Below are 17408 nucleotides of genomic sequence, written 5' to 3' on the forward strand. Positions count from 1 at the left end.
CTCGGTAACCCGATTACGAAACTCGCACTCAGCCCTGGACGTGCCGGACCGTCCACACCACAAGGTAGGAACCGACCGCCGGCACCCAGCCGAATCGCCGCGAATCGACGACGCCCGGCGCGCGGGGATTGTCCGAGCATGCTTGGAAAGTGGCGGCGCGACCGCGCCCCCGAACCTCCCCCACCCGTTTGATGAGCCACCGCGACGGCTGCGTGGGATCGGGGAACACCCGCAACTGGCCCTGGCGGACGCGACCACCGCGCACCGCCAACAGTCCGTCACCAGGGCGAAGGGTGGGTGCCATCGACTCCTCGACCACCTGGAAACGGCGCATCGGCCAGTACCCGAGCCCATGGTTCTCGCGCATATTGAAAGGGTAAGTTAGGGCCATGCTGCAAAGACTTTTCGCCAACGCCACCCCTGCCCACGCTCACTGCGACCTGTACTGCGGCGTCTACGACCCCGCCCAGGCCAAGATCGAGGCGCTGTCGTGCCTCAAGACCATCCAGAAGTACAACGACTCCGATGACGAGCACTTCCGGACTCGCGCGATCCTCATCAAGGAGCAGCGTGCCGAGGAGGTCAAGCATCACCTCATGGTGCTGTGGGCCGACTTCTTCGCCAAAGAGCACTTCGAGCAGTTCCCCAACCTGCACCAGCTGTTTTGGGACGGCGTCCACGGTGCCGGCGAGGTCAAGAAGTCGACCGACGCCGCCGTCGCTCAGAAGCTGCTCGACACCATCGACCAGATCTCGGATATCTTCTGGCAGACCGAGAAGGCCAAGGGCATGGGCGTCTACCCGCCTGCCTGACAACTGCTGTTCTTGAGTGCCGCGCGGTCGCAATGGCCGCGCGGCACTTACGTTCCGGGGCCTATTTCCAGGCGAACAGCGGCTGCTCGAGTTCGTCGACCGGGTCGTGCCGGCCTTCCAGGCACAGCCACCGAAGCTGCAGCAGCACAGCGCCGGTCGGCGCGTGGATGAGGTCATTGCCCAACGGCAGCTGCACAACTGGCCGAGGACTTTCCGCAATCGTGATGAACCGCGGCGAGTCCGGCCGCTGCAGTTGATGCAGCCCCACCCGATAGACGGCGACGACCTCGTCGGGGGAAGGGCGGGGGTCCAGCCGGCCGCCACCCCAGATCACCACCGGCGTGATGATGTAGCCGGAGCGCGTCGAGTAGTCGTCAAGGAGCCCCAACACCGATGAATCGGGCAGCCTGACGCCGATCTCCTCGTCGAGTTCTCGCAGCGCCGCGTCGACAACGGTCTCCCCCGGGTCCAGCCGCCCGCCCGGAAGAGCCCACTGTGCGGCGTGCGAACTGAGTCGGGAAGCTCTGCGGCACAGGAAGAATGCGGCGCCACCGGATACCCCGACCATCCGGCCGTCCAGACCGGCCTCCATCGGCCGCCCCGCGATCCAGTCGTCGACGGGAGCTGGATCCACCCGATCCTCGCCGATTTCGGAGTCGACGAGCACCACCGCGACGGCGGCATGGCGCTTCGTCGGGTCGGCGACCGCGCGGCGTTCATGCCGGGCCAGGTGGCCGTGAATCTGTACCCGCAGCGCCTCGTCGTAGGTGATCGTCACCGTTCGACCATAGAGCCGGATCCTCGTCGCTCAGACACGAGGACGGAGATCAATCAGTAGGTCGGAATGAAGACGTTGTTGATCCAAACGCCCCAGTGGTTCCAGCCCGTGTCCCATACCTGCTTGTTGCCGTTGGCCCACGATGGGTCGACCGGCTTCGGGGGCGCCCAGGCCGGCGGGCTACCGGCTTCGGGTCCGGCCGGCGGAAGTGCGGGCTGTCCCGGAGCGGGCGGCGGCGGCGGCGGGTTGGCGCCCGCGGTCGCGGGGCTCAATCCCAATGCGCCTGCAGCCAGTCCACCGGCGATCGCAGCGCCGGCAACAATGTCGAGCAACTTCATGGCTTCGTGCTCCAATCGTGCGTCAATCGTGCGTGAGTAACGACCCGCCTGGCACCGATATACCTATCCAGATCTGCAATCGATAAACATCCGGCGTCTGATCTGGGCAAATTTTGGGTCGTTCAGTCCGACCCCATCGCCGCCGCGATGGACTGCGCCATCAGTCGCGCAGCATCGTTTCGGTCCATCGATGCCAGTAATTGCCCGATGCCGCGCATCTGCTCGCCGACGAGAACGGTGGGGCCGTTGGTCAGGTTGGCGAATGCTTCGGTAACCACCTCCCCGACGGATACCGCGTCGGCCGGCGTCTCGTCCTCAGAAGAGAGCGTCCCGCGTTGGTATTCGAGCTTGCGCAACGCGGGCGTGTCGGTCTTGCCGAGGAGAAGGCCGATGACGTCAACGCCCTTGCCGTGCAGTTCACTCCACAGCGCCTCGGCGAACACCATGTCGAAGGCCTTGGACGCGCCGTACGCCACCATGTTGGGACCGCCGACAAAGCCTGCCCCGGACCCGAACACCACGATCCCACCTCGGCCCCGCTCGACCATCGGGGCGGCGAAGTGATGGCAGAGTTGCATGGGCACCACACAGTTGCGCTGTACCATCGCCTCGGCCGCTTCGATCGAATTGGCGAGGAACGGCTTGAAGTCGGGGTCGGCGCCGGCGCAGTACACCAGGAAGCCGACCTCGAGGCCCGAGACCGCATCGATCAGCGTCGCCGCCGTACCGGGTGCGGCGAGATCGATTGCCAGTGTTTTGGTTTCGACGCCGTGCCGGTCGCGGATGCCCGTTGCCACGTCGTCGAGCACAGCCTGGCGGCGGGCGACCAATACCACGTTGACTCCACGCTCGGCGAGGGCGTCGACGAAGGCCGCACCCACGCCGTCGGACGCGCCGGCGACCAATGCCCAGGGGCCGTAGCGGTTGGCGAAGTCGTCACTCATCAGTTCGCCACCCGCACCGACGTGAAGGTGCGCCGTGCGATGCGCCAGCCGGCATCGGTACGCACGACCTCGTCATCGTAGAAACCCATCGCGTTCACCCCGGAAGCATTGTCAGCCATCATGATCCACGCATCGACGTAGCATCGCGTGACCGCTTGGTCGCCCTGCAGATCGATCGCGATATTGCTGATGCGATGCATCAGGTAGCCGAGCTCGGCATGGACGACGTCCATGAACTCGGTGATCGCTTCCACGCCGTCCCACACGCCGATCTGGCCGTAGTCGGCGTGGCAGTCGGGGGTGAACACAGTCCGGAACAAGTCCCAGTCGCGGCGATCGATACCGCTTGCGTAGCGGATCAGCAGATCCGAAATGTCCTGGCGGTCTTGCAATTCATTCATGCGATGTCTCCGTTCGGGTGCACGATGATGCGCGGCGGCCCAACGGAGCGCCGGGCCATGTCGATCGCTTCCGGTACCTCGTCGAGGGTCACGATCCTACCCACGCTGGGCAGGGGGTCGAGGCGCTTGGCCGCTATCGCGTCCAACGTCCCGTACCAGTCCTGCGGCATCGGTCCGCCGCCGAATTGGATCGTCACCCCCTGACGCGTCGCGGTGGTGATGTCGAGGGTGTCACCGGTGTACCAGCCACCGGCACAGTAGATCCGGGTGGCCATGTCCGCGGATTCGACGAGCTTCTGGATCAGCCCAGCGGCCCCGACACACTCGAAGACGACGCACGGTCCCCACAGATTGCGCTCGACCCGCAGTTGTCGCCACACGTCGAACGGGGACTGTTGCGCCGGATCGACGACGACGTGCGCACCGAAGGCGTCGCGTGCCAGGTCGCGGCGGTCCTGTTGGTAGTCCGACACGACGATGGGGTCGATCCCGCGGGCCGCCAGCGCGGCGACCGCCGAGAGGCCGATTGCGCCCGCCCCGATGACGATCGGGATCTCACCCGGCTGCACGTCGGCCGAACGCACATAGAACTCGCCCACGGCGAACGCGTCGACCAACGCCGCGGCATCGCTGGAGACATCGCCTTCGACCACCCGGGCAATCGACTCGGCTACCACCAGGAACTCGGCGAAGCTGCCCTGCGCCTCCGGGTGCTGGCCGATGATGCGCGCCCCGTCAGCTCCCCCGTTGACCAGACGGATGGGAATCGAGGTCACCCGGGCACCAATCGGGATCTGCTCGCTGCAGCCGGGCCCGCGGGCGACGACCTCCCCGACGAACTCGTGCCCGAGCACGATGTCGCGCTCCGCGTCATAGAGGGAGCGGCCGGTCGGATCGTCGAGGCTCAGTTGCGGGTGGTCCATGAAGTGCACGTCCGAGGCGCAGATCGCGGTGCTCAACGTCCGCAGGAGCAGTTCGCCCGGACCGGGAACGGGATCCGGTGTCTCTCGCACCTCGATCGTGCCGTGTCGCAATACCGCTGCCCGCACGTACTGCACCTCCGGTGGCTTTTCTCTAATAATCGAGATACGATCTCGATCATTCAAAATGACAGTAGGAACAGCGACGGCTGGAGTCAAGGATGAGAGGGGCAACGTCCGCGCCGACCGAACGCGTCCTCGACGTCGTCGAATTATTGGCCAAGCCCGGCAACGAGCAGCTTCGGTTCTCGGATATCGTGCGTGCGCTGGACCTGACCCAAGCCACCGCGCATTCGATCCTGAAGACCCTCAGCGACCGGGGCTGGGTGACTCGGGATTTGGTGAGCAAGGCGTTTCGCCTGGGCCCAGCGCTCGCCGTCGTCGCCGCGCGCACCGACGCGGCACGGCCGTTGGCGCATGCCGCCCACTCTGCCGCCGTGCAGTTGTCCGCTGAAATGGGTTATGCCGCTTCGGTGGTCGAGCGCGTCGGTGATGCACTGATCATCACCGCATTCGAAGGACGCGAAGCCGGCTTGCACACCACTCCGCCCGGGGAACGGATCGCCTACGCCCCGCCCTTCGGCGTCGCCTTCGCGGCCTGGGACACCCCGTCGGAACAACAGGCCTGGATCGAGCGCTCGGGTTCGTCGAATCCCGAACTGGCGGAGCGTCTCGAGCGGGTGCTGGTTCGCACCCGCGAACGCGGTTTCGACATCGACTGGACCACGCCGGCGCTGGGTCAGATGACGCAATTGGTCGGTGCCTTGCGCGACGATGTGCCCGAACACATGCGGGCGATGCTCGATCAGTTACTGGTGGAATGCGCCACGATCGGGCTGCTGCCCGAAAATGACTCGGCGCCAAGGCCACAACCCATCGCCTCGATCTGCGCACCGGTCTTCGACGAGCGTGGCGCTGTGCCGATGATCCTCGCGGTCCATCCGTTCGTGGCGCTGCCGATGCGTCAGGTCACCGCGATCGGCAAGCGGCTGGTCGCGGCCGCGTCCGCAACGCACTCTGGGAAGTGAACCTATTTGCGCGCGAGCGGGCTGTAGAAGACCAGTCCGTTGCCCTTGTTGTCGTAGACCACCGCTCGACGCTCGTGCGCGTCATCGTAGGGGCCCTTGACGATTCCGCCACCGCTGGCCTCGACGGCTTTCGCGGCGGCGTCGACATCGGCGGTCTTGATCCCGACCACGACCTGGCCGGGAATCGGGTGGTCGATCTCCGTGGCCAGGGCCAGGGTGACCGGCCCGCCGTCGAGCGCCGCGAAATGCGCGCCGTCGCGGAACTTCAAGGCCATACCGAGGGTGTCGCTGTAGAACCGGATCGATTCATCCAAGTCGTCGGTCGACAGGATGATCATCTTCACTTCGTGCTCGCTCACGGGCGCCTCCTGTGTCTGAAGCGCTTCTCAGATTACGACAACGAGGCGTGCGTCATGGGGGCTGCGTCGGCCCGTAGGCGGCGGGATCAGGCGGTGTGCGCGGTCAACTCCACGGGCGAGGTGGGCTCAGCGGCCGTCACGAGGGTGTACAGCGGCGTGCCCCACGCGTGCGGGCCACTGAGGGCCGGCGCATACGAGGTGTGGATCGCGATGGCGGCTTCGGAGACCTTGCCGGTATCGGGGTTGTAGTCACACACCGGATCGCCGACGTCACAGACGCTGATCGTGCGGGTGCCGATCACCGGCGGCAGTTGCGAGGTGTTGGTCGACGCCAGAAACGAGTGGTCCTGCGCCACACCCTCGCCGTGGCCCAGCGCGACGGCCGTCGACCCCAGTTTGATCGTGGTGTCGACAGGCAGCCGGTCGCCGTCGGCGATCAGCAAGGCCGCCGCCAGGTGCGGGTCAGCGGCCAGGTCGTACAGGTTGCGGTGGACGACCATCGCGCCCTGCGAATAGCCGGCCAGGATCACCTTGCTGTCGGGGCAGCGCTCGGTGAACGCCTTGTACTGCTTCTCAGTCGCGTCAGTGCCGTCACCGACGCTGCCGAGGAAGCCCAGCCAGCCACTGATCCCACCCTCGAGCGGGACCGGGGCCGCCGGGTATTGGACAGCCTCGGCATCGATCGTCCGGCCGTCCGCAGCCAGTTGTGCCTTGAGCTGCTGGTAGGACTGGTACACCACCGAGCCCATTCCGCCATTTGCCGTCAGGCCTGCCGCGTCGCGCTGACCAGATCCGGCTGCGCCGATCCAGTGGTAGTCGGCGCACCCCGGCGCGGCCGACGCGGTTCCGGCGGTCAGCCCGGCCAATGCGATACCTGCCGCGAGCACGGCCGATCCCAGGCGCCCAATCACGATGTGTTCCCTCCACGGTTGTCAGCATGTTGATCGCCCGTGACCACGCCCGGCGTTACCGCGCATGGTCAAGGTGACCCGCGATGAGCTCCTTCGGTGAGGTTCGGGGCAACTGGCGACAGCCGGCCGCGGCGACCGCGGGACTGAGCGCAGGGCTGAGCCTGAGCGCCTGCACGAATGCTGCGATGGCACCACATTTTCTCGCCGCATTTCACTGGCAACGCTCGGACTTGGCCCTCACCAGGTGGTGAGCGCGTCCGCCGAGCCCGAGCCTTAAGGCCGTCGAATGTGGGTGTTAAGCAGTACTTTTGGCGTTCTTGGGTGCATAGTGCCCACCCTCGAGCGTCTCGCGCCGTACCTCAGCCAGGAGCGCCCGGGCCACCCACTCAACGTGATTGAGCGATTCGTCCAGCGTCAGCCGGCCCGCACGCAGACCCGCGAGCGCGGCGCTCAGCGCAGCATTGAGGCCGAAGGTCACCTGGGGAATGGCGTCGGGGGCCACGCCGGCAAGCAGGCGGTTGAACAGCTCGACGTTCGTGCGCTCCATCTGATCGATCGATGAGCGCACCTCGGGATCGGTCGACGTCATCATCTGCAGCATCAGCGCCGTCATCGCCGGGTTGCGGTTGAACGCCCGCTGCGCGCGGCGCAGATAGTCCAGGACACCAGGGAGCGGATCGCTGTCCGGTGGCCCACCGCCGGACAGGATGCGCCGAGTCAAACGTTTCTGCCAGTCCGCCAGCGCCGCGGCCAACAAGTTCTCTTTGGACGAGAAGTAACGGTAGAGCGTGGCCAGCGCGACCCCCGCTCGCTGAGCCACATCCCGCATCTGGACCGCGTCGGCGCCGACCGCGCCGATCAGGTCGATCACCTCTTCGATGATCTTTGCGCGGCGCGCGAGTTGGCCGCTGGTCATATCTGACAGCGGGATGACACGTCCGGCCGGCGACATCAGGTCGGGAGCTGGCGTATTGACGATGTCACCTCCGACGAAGGTAGAACGTTCTTCTGCGATGCTACGACAAAGTAGCGCGAGATAGACCAGTAATAGCAGCTAGAGACCTTGACACCAAGTAGAACCGTGTTTCACTATAGGTCTTCGCGGCGGTATCCCGCCGGTCTCTTCGTGATGGGAGGACGCCATGGCCGGACCGGTAGGTCTGCCGGTGATCGACACGATGATCGGCTTCCCGCACGAGGGGACCGCTCAGTACGACTTCATCCGTAAGCAGACGAAGGATCGCGAGTCCAAAGAGGACTTCGAGTTCCCGGTCGAGTACATGTTCAAGGACGTGCCCAAGGGCCTGCCCACCGACGATCCCGTGTCACTGCTCCTGCAGCAGATGGACCGGTTCGGAATCGAGAAGTCGATGATCGGCGTGAGCGAAGGCAGCGCGGCGGAGGTGGCGCTCAAGATGTTCCCCGACCGCTTCATCGCCTCGGGCAATGTGAACGACCCGAACGACGTCATGGGCACCGTCAACAGCATCCGCCGCGAGTACGAAACCTACGGGATCCGTGCAGTGTCGTGTTTCCCGTCGGGCACCTTCCCCCAGGTGCCGATCGACGACCCGAAGATGTACCCGGTCTACGCCACGTGTGTCGAACTCGGCCTCCCGATCTTCTGCTGCGCCGGCGTCCCCGGGCCACGCATACCGATGGCGCCGCAGGAGGTTTCGCGGATTGACATCGTCATGTTCGACTTCCCCGACTTGGTCTTCGTCACCCGGCACGGCTGCGAACCGTGGCAGGATCTCGCCGTCAAGTTGATGCTCAAGTGGCCGAACCTGTACTACTCGACATCGGCGTTCGCACCCAAGTACTACCCCAAGGAAATCATCGACTACGCGAACACCCGCGGCGCCGACAAGATCATCTACGCCGGCTACTTCCCGATGGGGCTGTCGCTGGAACGCATCTTCAGTGATCTGCCCAAGGTGCCGTTCAAGGATGACGTGTGGCCGAAGTTCCTGTACGGCAACGCCGCTCGGATTCTAGGACTGGAGAACTAATACCCCATGGCGTTAGCAATCTCGATCGAACAGGAGCAGTTGGCGCAGGCCGTCACTCAGTTCGCAGCCCGGCACGCCCCGATCGACAAGACCCGGGCCGCCCTCGACTCGATCGCAGCAGGGGAATTGCCAACGTGGTGGGAGGAATTCACCGCCAACGGCTTCCACGCGGTGCACCTGGCCGAGGAGGCCGGCGGACAGGGTGGAACCCTCGCCGATACCGCGTGTGTGATCGAGGCAGCGGCAGCGGCGCTGCTCCCCGGTCCCCTGCTGAGCACCGTGTCCGCCAGTGCCGTGGCCTCCCTCGCCGATGATTCGGCGGCGAAATTGATGGCCGATCTCGCCGGCGGCGCAACGGCTGTGGTGGTACTTCCGGAAGACTCCGACGTGCGCGCCGTCCCTGACGGTGAGGGCTGGCGACTGACCGGTTCCATCGGCAGCACCCTGGGATTGCTTGGGGCACAATACGTTCTGCTGGCCGCCCACGGCGAAGACGGCTCGCTGATGTGGTTCGCCCTGGAGTCCGGCGGCCTTGCCGTCGAGCCGCAGCGCGGCACCGATCTGAGCACCGACGTGGGCGTCCTGGCCCTCGACAACTACCGCGCGGACGCCACGGTGACCGGAATAGATACCGATCGGGCGCGGTGCATCGTCGCTGCACTGACGGCGTGTGCGTCGGCCGGCACCGTGCGCAAGGGCGTCGAGACCGCGGTGAACTACATTCGCACCCGCGAGCAGTTCGGCAAGCCCGTCGGCTCATTCCAGGCGCTTCAGCACAAAGCCGCTGTGCTGCTGGTGAACGCGGAACTCGCGTCGGCGTCGGCGTGGGACGCGGTGCGTGCGGTCGACGAAGGCATCGAACAGCATCGACTGGCGGCCGCGTCGGCCGCACTGATGGCGGTGTGCGCCGGTCCCGACCTCATGCTCGACGCGCTGCTGATGTTCGGCGCGATCGGCTACACCTGGGAACACGACACACACCTGTACTGGCGGCGCGCCACCAGTCTGGCCGCCTCTGTGGGGTCGACGCCACGCTGGGCCCGTGAAGCGGGCGAACTGGCACGCACGCTCAAGCGTTCCACCGCGATCAATCTCGGCGATGTCGAATCGGAGTTCCGCGCCCGCATCGCCGAGACGCTTAATCAGGCGCTGACCCTGCGGAACGAGACGCCCACCGACGACCGTCGAGCACCCGGGTTGGCGTACGGATCGCAACGTGACCTGCTGGCCGAGGCAGGCTTGGTCGCTCCCCACCTGCCTGCCCCCTGGGGCATCGCGGCGACACCCGTGCAGCAGGTGATCATCACCGAGGAGTTCGACAAGCGCCCCGATCTCGTGCGGCCCTCGCTCAACATCGCAGAGTGGATTCTGCCGACGATCCTCGACAGCGGAACCGATTCGCAGCGTGAACGATTCGCCTGGCCGATGCTGCGCGGGACGCAGCGGTGGTGCCAGTTGTTCAGCGAACCGGGCGCCGGGTCGGACCTCGCGTCGTTGGGCACCCGAGCCCAGAAGGTCGACGGCGGCTGGCTGATCAATGGACACAAGATCTGGACGTCGTCGGCGCACGTCGCGCAGTTCGGTGCGATGCTGGCACGCACCGATCCCGACGCGTCGAAACACCGTGGCATCAGTTACTTCCTGGTCGACATGTCGTCCCCCGGTATCGAGATCAGCCCGATCAAGCAAGCCAGCGGACACTTCGATTTCAACGAGGTCTTCCTCACCGACGTCTTCATCCCCGACGACATGCTCGTCGGGGAGCCGGGACACGGCTGGGATCTGGCAGTAGCGACCATGGCCGTCGAACGCACCGCGATCGGCAACTACGTCAACATCGACCGGTCGGAGGCGCTCCGGCGGATGGCCGATGCCGACGGCCCCGATCACGACACGATCCTGCAGGCCCTGGGCGGTATCGAAGCCCACACGACCGCCATCAAGGCCATGGTCCTGCGCGAGACGCTGCGTCTGGTGCAGGGGCAGGGCCCAGGCCCGACGTCGAGCATCGCCAAGTATGCGATGGTGCTGCTGCTACGCCGTGCGTCGACCGCCACCCTCGGGCTCACCGGACGCCTTGCCATGCTGGAGGATTCGGATCCCGAAGTGATCAGGCCCTACTTCGACATGCCGTCCGAGCTCATCGGCGGCGGCACGGCAGAGATTCAGCTGACCATCATCGCCTCGATGATCCTCGGCCTGCCACGGAAATAGCCGGAAAGGACACCGCCCGCATGACTACTGCGCTTCCGTTCAAGTTCTTCGACTGCGACAACCATTACTACGAGGCCGAGGACGCGTTCACCCGCTACATCGACCCGAAACTCAAGAAGCGCGCCATCCAGTGGGCACAGCTCGACGGCCGGCAGCGGCTGATGGTCGGCGGCAGAGTCAACCGGTTCATTCCCAATCCGACGTTCGACCCGGTCGGGAAGCCCGGCGCGCTTGACGAGTATTTTCGCGGCCGCAATCCCCATGGTGCGGACCTGAATTCGCTCTTCGGTGAGCTGGAGCCGATCCGGCCCGAATACCGCAACCGCGACGCGCGTCTGGCGACCATGGACGCGCAGGGCATGCAGGGCTGCATCATGCTGCCCACGCTCGGCGTCGGCATGGAGCAGGCCCTGCTGCCGGATTTCGACGCGACGGTTGCGACGTTCAAGGCATTCAACCGCTGGCTGGACGAAGACTGGGGATTCGCCTACCAGGAGCGGATTTTCACCGCTCCATACATCACGATGTGCCGGCCGGCCGAAGCGGTGCGCGAACTGGAGTGGGCGCTGGAACGCGACGCCCGCTTCATCGTCATGATCCCCGGCCCGATCACCACCGAGGTCGGCATGCGGCCGCCGGGCGACCCGATGTTCGACGAGTTCTGGCAACTGGCCAACGATTCCGGCATCACGGTGTGTTACCACTCGGGTGAGACCTACTACTCGAAGTTCATGCCGGCCTGGGGTGAATCGGATTACATGATGTCGTTCAACGCGCTGCTCGGCTTCCGGAGCCTTTTCAGTGGGGATGCGATCCAGGACACCTTCGCCAACCATCTGCACAACGGGTTGTTCCTGCGGTTTCCGAATCTGCGAGTGGCGTGCATCGAGAGCGGTTCGACGTGGGTGTTCCACCTGTTCGAGAAGCTGACGAAGTCCTGGGGCCAGATCCCGTTCATCTATCAGGAGGATCCGCGGGAGACCTTCCGGCGCCACGTCTGGGTGTCACCGTTCTACGAGGACGAACTGGCCAGCCTGCTGAAGCTGATGGGTGACGACCACATCCTCATGGGTTCGGACTACCCGCACGTCGAAGGACTGGCCGAGCCGGCGTCCTACATCAAGGACCTGGAGAACTTCGACTACACGCCCGAGCAGTGCCGCAAGGTGATGCGGGACAACGGGATCGAGCTGTCGGTCCGCCGTCCGGTGTAGCCGCGGGTTCGTGAAGGTCGCCAAGGCCAATCTGGTCGCCATGCTGTTGGAGGCCGGTGAGGAGAACGCCGCCGTTCTACTCGCCCGCTCCACGCTGCCCGACGAACTCGACACCGACACCGACCTGGAGGTTCTCGTCAGCTTCGGGCTGGACCCGGAGCAGGTCGACGAGGTGGCTCGCATGGCGATCGGGGCACTCGAGCCCGACGACGTGAACACCCGCCGTCGCCGCGACCTGATGGACAAGACCATCTCCCGGCGGTGGGCCGACCTAGTCGACCGCTGGCAGAAGTAGTCCACTCGCCGAGCGCATCCGCCGAGCGTGCGGGTTATCGGTGACAAAACCCGTCACAACCACCGAAAACCCCCACGCTCGCCACGCTCTGGGCGACCTGGCGCTGGGAGTGCGCTCCGAAAGCCGCGATGTCCCACTGCCGTGGACCGCCGTCAACCTCACCGACTATTTGTTCGTCCGTCGCGGCCATTACGCGATCACCGAATTGTTCACCCCGAGCGGCGTTTACGGCCGGTGGTCGTGGCGCGGGCTGATCGCGTACTTCCTCGGCTTCGCGGCGATGTTGCCGTTCGCTGCGCTGCCGTTCTTCACCGGGCCATTGGGCGCTTGGCTCGGCGGCATCGACGTCTCGTGGTTGGCAGGACTCGTGGTGTCGGCGGGAAGCTACTTCATCGTCACCCCGAGCGCAGCGATGGGGATCTGCAATTGCTGGCGGCGACGCCCGCAGCGGATGCGCACCGCCCTGGTCAGGAATATCGTCTGCTCGACGGAGAGTAGGCGGAATCACGTGACAAGTAACAAGAAGTTTCATCTGGGCTGGTTTGCGAATTTCTGCGTCGACGCGTGGAACGACCAGTGGGGCGCCACCGGTGGCGAGGACTGGTCGGGCAGCTTCTACATCGAGCTCGTGCAGCATCTCGAGCGGGCGAGGTTCGATTACCTTCTGCTCGAAGACAAGCTGATGGTCTCCGACGCCTACGGCGGAAGCTTCGAGCGTGAACTCAAGCATGCACTGCATTCGCCCAAACACGACCCGGCCCCGCTGATCCGTTGCTGGGCAACGTGACCAAGCATCTGGGCCTGGTCGTGACGCTGTCCTCGACGTTCTATCCGCCGTTTCTGCTGGCCCGATTGTGCAGCACCCTGGACCACCTGACCGGCGGCCGCGTCGGCTGGAACATGGTGACCTCCGCCGAGGATCGCTCGGCGCAGAACTTCGGGCTCGATCACCTGCCCCGGCATGACGAGCGCTACGCCCGCGCCCACGAGTACGTCGACCTGGTCCGTCAGCTCTGGAGTTCTTGGGAACCCGACGCCGTGGTGCGCGATCGGGACACCAACACTTTCGCCGACTACACCAAGGTGCACACGATCGATTTCGAAGGTGAGTATTACCGCAGCCGCGGCCCCCTCAACACCGTGCCATCGCCGCAGTATCACCCGGTTCTCGCGCAGGCCGGCGGATCACCACAGGGCAAGGACTTCGCCGCCAAGTACGCGGACACCGTCGTCGGGACGGCCGCCGATCCGGAGGGCATGATCGCCTACCGCGATTACATCCGTTGTCGCGCAGTCGAATACGGGCGCGACCCCGACTCCATCAAGGTGCTGTTCCTGATCACGCCGCATCTAGCCGACACCGACGATGAGGCCCGAGCGAAATTGAACCGCATCGTCACCAACGATTACTACATCGAGAGGACCCTGGCCCATCTGGCCGCGATTGTCGAGATCGACTTCACCAAGTTCGATTTCGACAAGCCGCTTCCCGACGACCTGGAAACCAACGGCGAGAAGGGTTCTCTGGAAGCGTTCATCCAGCGTGGCAGTGGCAAGACGCTGCGTGAGCTGACCGCGGCGTACCTTTCCACCGACGATGCACTGGTGGGCTCGCCCAGCACGGTCGCTGACAAACTCGAGGCGCTGATGGCCGAGGTCGGCGGTGACGGATTCCTGATCACCGCCCCGGGCATGCGGCTCACCCGCAAGTACGTCATCGAGGTGGTCGACGGGCTGGTGCCCGAATTGCAGCGCCGCGGACTTGTTCGCACTCAGTACGACCACACCCTGTTCAAGGACAATCTGCTGTCCTACTGATTCCGCAACGGGATTCTTATATCGCAACGAGAACGCGGCCAGGCACGTCCCCGGCTGCATGACCTGGTCGTCACGTTGGAGCGCTGAACCGGCCCGGGTGAGGCAAGGTAGGACTGTGGATATCAACCTCACCGACAAAATCGCGGTCGTAACCGGAGCCAGCAAGGGCATCGGTCTGGCCATCAGCCAGACCCTGGCCGCTGCCGGGGCGCATGTGATTGCCGGCGCCCGACACAACAGCACCGAGTTGGCGGCGCTGGAAGTGTCCGGTTCGGCCACCTTCGTCGCTGCCGACCTGGCAACCGCCGACGGGCCACGGGCCGTGGTCGACGCGGCTGCGCAACGCGGGGGCGTCGACATCCTGGTGAACAACACCGGGGCCGTCACGCCGCGCTTCGAGGGCCTGCTGTCAGTGACCGACGACGACTGGCTGGCAGGATTGTCGGTGAATTTTCTTTCCGCCGTGCGCACCACGCGGGAATCCATCCCACACATGCTCGGCCGCGGCGGCGGTTCGATCGTGATGATCGGTTCGGTCAACGCGACGCTGCCGGAATGGAACATCGTCGACTACGGCGCAGCCAAGGCCGCGCTGGCGAACTTCGCCAAAGCCGTCTCGAAGGAGTTCGGCCGCAACGGAATCCGCGTCAATACGATCAGTCCCGGCCCGGTGGCCACCCCGCTGTGGCTGGCCGATCACGGAATCGCCGCGCAGTTTGCCGCGGCCAGCGGAGCCACCCCCGACCAGGTCGTGGACTCCGTAGTCGCCGGGTCGGCGACCGGGCGCTTCACCACCGCGCAGGAGGTGGCCGACCTCACGCTGTTCCTCGCCGGTGAGCATTCGGCCAACATCACCGGTTCCGACATTCGCATCGACGGCGGCTACGTCGCCACTCTGTAGAAATCCCGAAAGGAACTATGAGCACCAAATTCAATTCCGTCATCTTCATCCACGGCCTGTGGATCCACGCCAGCGCCTGGCAGCCGTGGCTGGACTTATTCACCGAAAGGGGTTATGCGGTTTCGGCTCCGGGCTGGCCCGGAGACGGTGACACCGTTGCCGCGACTCGTGATAATCCGGACCCCCTCAACGACATCGGGATCGAAGACATCGTCAACCACTATGCCGAGACCATCGACAAAGGCGGCAAGCATCAAGCCAAGCCGGTCGTCGTCGGTCACTCCTTCGGTGGCCTCATCGCTCAGGAGTTGCTGGCCGGCGGACACGTCGCGGCGGCCGTCGCGATAGACCCGGCTCCCATCAAGGGTGTCAAGGCGCTGCCCCTGGCGCAGCTGCGGTCGGCCTTCCCAGTACTCGGCAACCCTGCCAACCGGCATCGGACCGTGGCACTCAACGCCAAGCAGTTCCGATACGCCTTCGGCAACACCTTGACCGAGCAGGAATCCGACGAGCTGCACGAGATGTGGACGATTCCGGGCCCAGGCCGCCCACTGTTCGAGGACGCCACCGCCAACTTCCACAAGGACTCGCCGGCCAAGGTCGACACCCACCTCGTCGATCGGGGTCCGCTGCTGCTGACCTCGGGTAGCGAAGACCACACCGTGCCGCTGAAGGTCACCAAGGAGGTGTACGGCCTGTACGAAAAGGGCGGATCCGACACCGAATTTCACGAATTCGAGGGCCGCGGTCACTCGCTGACCATTGACGCGGGCTGGCGTGACGTGGCTGAAGTGGCCCTGGAGTGGTTGGCGCGCAAGGGTTTTTGACGATGTCCGGCATCGTCGTGCCGCACGCACAGCGAGGGGCGCCAGCGCAGCCGGGATGCGAATCGCACGCTCCGGCAGTTTTCCTCTGCAGGACGGCCGCCGCGTTCGCAAGCGGCCACAGGCCACACCGTCGGCCCGGTAAGTTCGTTCTGATCGTGCGCGACCGATGAAGGCGAGAAGCGATGTACGACCTCGAGAACGCGATCCACGAGCGCCGCTCCATCCGTCTGTTCCTCCGCGACAGACCGGTGCCCAAGGAGTTGATCACAGAATCGCTGGAGCTCGCGATCCGCGCACCGTCGAACTCCAACGTCCAGCCGTGGCATGTGGTCTTCGCTTCCGGTCCGGCCCGGGACCGGCTGGCCGAGGCGCTGCTGGAACAGGCCGACATCGAGGCACCGAACGTTCCTGAACTGCCGGAAGCGTTCGCGCACCTGCGTCGTGAGTTGGGCGCACTGGTTTACGGGGCGATGGGTGTCGCGCGCGACGATGCCGAAGCGCGACGCCTCGCGGTGCTGCGGAACTGGGAGTTTTTCCGAGCGCCGCTGGCCGGCATCGTGTGTATGCACCGCGACCTGAGCTACGTCGACGCCGTCGGCGTGGGCATGTTCCTGCAGACCTTCCTTCTCGCGCTCACCGCGCGTGGACTCGGCAGCTGCGTGCAGGTCTCGGTCGCCGGCTATCCCGACGTGCTGCGTGAGCAGCTTGGCATCGGCGAGGAGATGCGCATCCTGTGCGGTGTCTCGATCGGCTATCCCGATCCCGAGTTCGCCTGCAATCAGCTCAACGTGCCACGCAATCCGCTGGCGAACAACGTCGTGTTCGTCGACCGTTGATCAGCGGGCCAGGCCCCACTGGCCGAAGTCCGGCGCCAGCACGTCGTCGACATCGACGCTGACACCGTCGATCACCGCGCCCGGGTCCGATGCGGTGACCACCTCACGCTGAAAGAGCACGGCGGCGGGTTCGCGCACACCGCCCGACCATGCCTTGGTCTGCCACCCCCAGCGATAGCCGGGTGTCGTGGAATGGCCGACGACGCCGTCGCCGATCGCCCATCCGAGTTGACGGGCGCCGCCGTAGATTCCGGTGCGCTCGACACCGAGAACCGAGTTGATGCCCCGAAACCACTGGATGGCCGTGCTCTTCCAGGTGTCGGCGCTGATGTCCTCGTCGACGCTGAAAAAGATCGGCGCCGACGCCGGGCCACCCGCCACGCCGTGCAGGCGCAGCGCGGTCTGCGCGTCGGCGACACCGCCGTCGAAGCCGCGGGTGAAGTCCGACGGTGCGTTGGGCCAGCCGGGTTTTCCGTACTGATAGCAGCTGACGACGTGCAGCCCGGCCGCGATGAGGCCGTCGGTGTACTGGCGGGTGACGGGCTTGAAATCGAAGGTGGCGCCCGGGCGTAACTCGGACACGTACACCAGTGCCCCGTCGTAGCCCGCGGCCTTGATCTGTTCCGGCGAAACCTGGCGTACCGCGAAATCGATGAGCCGCAACCCGTCGGCCGATGCCTTCGGCGCCCCGAGGACGGCGGCTCCGGCCAGCGCCGTCAGCGCATACCGGAAGACGTCGC

Annotated in this window: 21 protein-coding genes; 11 read left to right on the top strand and 10 right to left on the bottom strand. The window is 65.4% G+C overall.

Translation table 11 applies throughout. The features are described 5' to 3' along the window. Nucleotides 1–28: 28 nt before the first annotated feature. On the bottom strand, nucleotides 29–334 hold the full coding sequence (locus tag AB431_RS28615) for a S26 family signal peptidase (protein WP_047333897.1): 306 nt from the start codon (nucleotides 332–334) through the stop codon (nucleotides 29–31). Between the two features lie 55 nt (nucleotides 335–389). Between AB431_RS28615 and sodN the strand changes: the two genes are divergently transcribed. Continuing rightward, the gene (gene sodN / locus AB431_RS28620; RefSeq protein ID WP_047332794.1) at nucleotides 390–812 is read left to right on the top strand and encodes a superoxide dismutase, Ni; all 423 of its coding nucleotides are present in this window, start codon (nucleotides 390–392) and stop codon (nucleotides 810–812) included. A 61-nt stretch (nucleotides 813–873) separates the two neighbouring features. On the opposite strand, the gene AB431_RS28625 is transcribed toward sodN, so the two are convergent. The 5 genes from AB431_RS28625 to AB431_RS28645 form a co-directional block, all read right to left on the bottom strand. Then, nucleotides 874–1590 carry a CoA pyrophosphatase gene (locus AB431_RS28625; protein WP_047332795.1) on the bottom strand — a complete coding sequence of 239 codons (717 nt, stop codon included), beginning with the start codon at nucleotides 1588–1590 and terminating at the stop codon, nucleotides 874–876. Between the two features lie 53 nt (nucleotides 1591–1643). Next, the gene (locus tag AB431_RS28630; protein ID WP_047332796.1) at nucleotides 1644–1928 is read right to left on the bottom strand and encodes a hypothetical protein; all 285 of its coding nucleotides are present in this window, start codon (nucleotides 1926–1928) and stop codon (nucleotides 1644–1646) included. A 122-nt stretch (nucleotides 1929–2050) separates the two neighbouring features. Then, nucleotides 2051–2872, bottom strand: coding sequence for an SDR family oxidoreductase (locus tag AB431_RS28635; RefSeq protein WP_047332797.1), 822 nt, complete (start codon nucleotides 2870–2872; stop codon nucleotides 2051–2053). Continuing rightward, nucleotides 2872–3273 (bottom strand): nuclear transport factor 2 family protein, encoded by a 402-nt coding sequence (locus AB431_RS28640; RefSeq protein ID WP_047332798.1) that lies wholly within the window; start codon nucleotides 3271–3273, stop codon nucleotides 2872–2874. Before AB431_RS28640 ends, AB431_RS28635 begins: the two co-directional genes overlap by 1 nt. Further along, nucleotides 3270–4322 (bottom strand): zinc-binding dehydrogenase, encoded by a 1053-nt coding sequence (locus AB431_RS28645; protein WP_047333898.1) that lies wholly within the window; start codon nucleotides 4320–4322, stop codon nucleotides 3270–3272. Before AB431_RS28645 ends, AB431_RS28640 begins: the two co-directional genes overlap by 4 nt. A 92-nt stretch (nucleotides 4323–4414) precedes the next feature. Between AB431_RS28645 and AB431_RS28650 the strand changes: the two genes are divergently transcribed. Then, a complete protein-coding gene (locus tag AB431_RS28650) occupies nucleotides 4415–5281 on the top strand; it encodes an IclR family transcriptional regulator (protein ID WP_047332799.1) in 867 nt (288 codons plus the stop codon). Nucleotides 5282–5283: 2 nt separating this feature from the next. Here AB431_RS28650 and AB431_RS28655 read toward each other — a convergent pair whose 3' ends face one another. From AB431_RS28655 to AB431_RS28665, 3 genes are all read right to left on the bottom strand, one after another. Further along, nucleotides 5284–5640: a VOC family protein gene (locus AB431_RS28655; RefSeq protein WP_047332800.1), complete on the bottom strand. Its 357-nt coding sequence runs from the start codon at nucleotides 5638–5640 to the stop codon at nucleotides 5284–5286. 86 nt (nucleotides 5641–5726) lie between these two features. Then, nucleotides 5727–6551, bottom strand: a complete 825-nt coding sequence (locus AB431_RS28660; RefSeq protein ID WP_047332801.1) for a cutinase family protein — start codon at nucleotides 6549–6551, stop codon at nucleotides 5727–5729. A 295-nt stretch (nucleotides 6552–6846) separates the two neighbouring features. Then, nucleotides 6847–7422 (bottom strand): TetR family transcriptional regulator, encoded by a 576-nt coding sequence (locus tag AB431_RS28665; RefSeq protein WP_235435782.1) that lies wholly within the window; start codon nucleotides 7420–7422, stop codon nucleotides 6847–6849. A gap of 271 nt (nucleotides 7423–7693) precedes the next feature. On the opposite strand from AB431_RS28665, the gene AB431_RS28670 reads away from it, so the two are divergent. From AB431_RS28670 to AB431_RS28705, 9 genes are all read left to right on the top strand, one after another. Continuing rightward, nucleotides 7694–8563, top strand: coding sequence for an amidohydrolase family protein (locus AB431_RS28670; protein ID WP_047332802.1), 870 nt, complete (start codon nucleotides 7694–7696; stop codon nucleotides 8561–8563). A gap of 6 nt (nucleotides 8564–8569) precedes the next feature. Continuing rightward, complete coding sequence (locus AB431_RS28675; protein ID WP_047332803.1) at nucleotides 8570–10777, top strand: acyl-CoA dehydrogenase; 2208 nt, start codon at nucleotides 8570–8572, stop codon at nucleotides 10775–10777. A 20-nt stretch (nucleotides 10778–10797) separates the two neighbouring features. Next, nucleotides 10798–11991, top strand: coding sequence for an amidohydrolase family protein (locus tag AB431_RS28680; protein WP_047332804.1), 1194 nt, complete (start codon nucleotides 10798–10800; stop codon nucleotides 11989–11991). 10 nt (nucleotides 11992–12001) lie between these two features. Then, nucleotides 12002–12286 (top strand): hypothetical protein, encoded by a 285-nt coding sequence (locus tag AB431_RS28685; RefSeq protein ID WP_047332805.1) that lies wholly within the window; start codon nucleotides 12002–12004, stop codon nucleotides 12284–12286. 40 nt (nucleotides 12287–12326) lie between these two features. Continuing rightward, complete coding sequence (locus AB431_RS31650) at nucleotides 12327–13073, top strand: cytosine permease (RefSeq protein ID WP_369802951.1); 747 nt, start codon at nucleotides 12327–12329, stop codon at nucleotides 13071–13073. Next, nucleotides 13070–14104, top strand: a complete 1035-nt coding sequence (locus AB431_RS28690) for an NtaA/DmoA family FMN-dependent monooxygenase (RefSeq protein ID WP_369802952.1) — start codon at nucleotides 13070–13072, stop codon at nucleotides 14102–14104. The genes AB431_RS31650 and AB431_RS28690 overlap by 4 nt, the downstream gene beginning before the upstream one ends. Nucleotides 14105–14219: 115 nt before the next feature. Next, nucleotides 14220–15005 carry an SDR family NAD(P)-dependent oxidoreductase gene (locus AB431_RS28695; protein WP_047332806.1) on the top strand — a complete coding sequence of 262 codons (786 nt, stop codon included), beginning with the start codon at nucleotides 14220–14222 and terminating at the stop codon, nucleotides 15003–15005. A 17-nt stretch (nucleotides 15006–15022) separates the two neighbouring features. After that, complete coding sequence (locus AB431_RS28700) at nucleotides 15023–15832, top strand: alpha/beta hydrolase (RefSeq protein ID WP_047332807.1); 810 nt, start codon at nucleotides 15023–15025, stop codon at nucleotides 15830–15832. A gap of 182 nt (nucleotides 15833–16014) precedes the next feature. Continuing rightward, nucleotides 16015–16668 carry a nitroreductase gene (locus AB431_RS28705; RefSeq protein ID WP_047332808.1) on the top strand — a complete coding sequence of 218 codons (654 nt, stop codon included), beginning with the start codon at nucleotides 16015–16017 and terminating at the stop codon, nucleotides 16666–16668. Here the strand turns inward: AB431_RS28705 and AB431_RS28710 are convergent, their stop codons facing one another. After that, entirely contained in the window at nucleotides 16669–17388 is a 720-nt protein-coding gene (locus AB431_RS28710) for a DUF1906 domain-containing protein (RefSeq protein ID WP_082135975.1), read from the bottom strand. Between the last annotated feature and the right edge of the window lie 20 nt (nucleotides 17389–17408).

Origin of the sequence: Mycobacterium sp. EPa45, assembly GCF_001021385.1 — a bacterium.
Lineage (GTDB): Bacteria > Actinomycetota > Actinomycetes > Mycobacteriales > Mycobacteriaceae > Mycobacterium.

Bases quoted from the DNA above. Each gene is read 5' to 3' on its own strand.
- AB431_RS28640 (WP_047332798.1), bottom strand. From the start codon at position 3,273: ATGAATGAATTGCAAGACCGCCAGGACATTTCGGATCTGCTGATCCGC.
- AB431_RS28670 (WP_047332802.1), top strand. From the start codon at position 7,694: ATGGCCGGACCGGTAGGTCTGCCGGTGATCGACACGATGATCGGCTTC.
- AB431_RS28635 (WP_047332797.1), bottom strand. From the start codon at position 2,872: ATGAGTGACGACTTCGCCAACCGCTACGGCCCCTGGGCATTGGTCGCC.
- AB431_RS28705 (WP_047332808.1), top strand. From the start codon at position 16,015: ATGTACGACCTCGAGAACGCGATCCACGAGCGCCGCTCCATCCGTCTG.
- AB431_RS28630 (WP_047332796.1), bottom strand. From the start codon at position 1,928: ATGAAGTTGCTCGACATTGTTGCCGGCGCTGCGATCGCCGGTGGACTG.
- AB431_RS28615 (WP_047333897.1), bottom strand. From the start codon at position 334: ATGCGCCGTTTCCAGGTGGTCGAGGAGTCGATGGCACCCACCCTTCGC.
- AB431_RS28650 (WP_047332799.1), top strand. From the start codon at position 4,415: ATGAGAGGGGCAACGTCCGCGCCGACCGAACGCGTCCTCGACGTCGTC.
- sodN (WP_047332794.1), top strand. From the start codon at position 390: ATGCTGCAAAGACTTTTCGCCAACGCCACCCCTGCCCACGCTCACTGC.
- AB431_RS28700 (WP_047332807.1), top strand. From the start codon at position 15,023: ATGAGCACCAAATTCAATTCCGTCATCTTCATCCACGGCCTGTGGATC.
- AB431_RS28675 (WP_047332803.1), top strand. From the start codon at position 8,570: ATGGCGTTAGCAATCTCGATCGAACAGGAGCAGTTGGCGCAGGCCGTC.
- AB431_RS28680 (WP_047332804.1), top strand. From the start codon at position 10,798: ATGACTACTGCGCTTCCGTTCAAGTTCTTCGACTGCGACAACCATTAC.